General features: G+C 59.4%; 1 protein-coding gene. It reads right to left on the reverse strand.

The window, feature by feature from the left end; genetic code table 11:
- A partial coding sequence (locus CK944_RS22560; protein ID WP_146038788.1) for a response regulator occupies positions 1-266 on the reverse strand: 266 nt, incomplete at its 3' end.
- Positions 267-532 lie beyond the last annotated feature (266 nt).

Raw genomic sequence — 532 nt, forward strand, 5'->3', positions numbered from 1 at the left:
CCCGAGGCCACAAGGATGCCGATATGCGGCCAGTTCTGCGCACAGTGCCGCGCCAGGTCAAACCCGGTCATCTTGCCCGGCGGCATGCTCACGTCCGTGAAGAGCAGTTGGATGTTCTGACCGAAACTGCCGAGAAGCTCGACGGCCTGCTCTGCCGTTGCAGCGTCGTGGCAGCGAAAGCCCGCCTCCTTCAGGATCTCGCAGGCATCCATGCGGATGAGCGTGTCATCGTCTGCCACGAGGGCATAAGGGCTGTGCCGGTCCATTCCGCCTGATCCTTGCTTGTTCACGGGCAAAAGGACTGCGGACTGGCAGGAGTTCCGGCAATTCACATGTTACTTGACACGCACAAAAATGCCGGTGACGTCATGCGGATGAGATACATGGCAATCCTTTATCGCAGTGAGGCGCTTACGCCGAAGGGAGGGGCTGCCGAGCGAGATATTCTGGTCACATCGCGGCACAAGAATGCCGAAGCGGGTTTGACCGGCTTCCTGCACCGGGAAAGCGACATCTATTACCAGTGGCTCGA

The organism is Paracoccus sp. SY, from assembly GCF_002901215.1.
GTDB classification, from domain to species: Bacteria; Pseudomonadota; Alphaproteobacteria; order Rhodobacterales; family Rhodobacteraceae; genus Paracoccus; species Paracoccus acridae.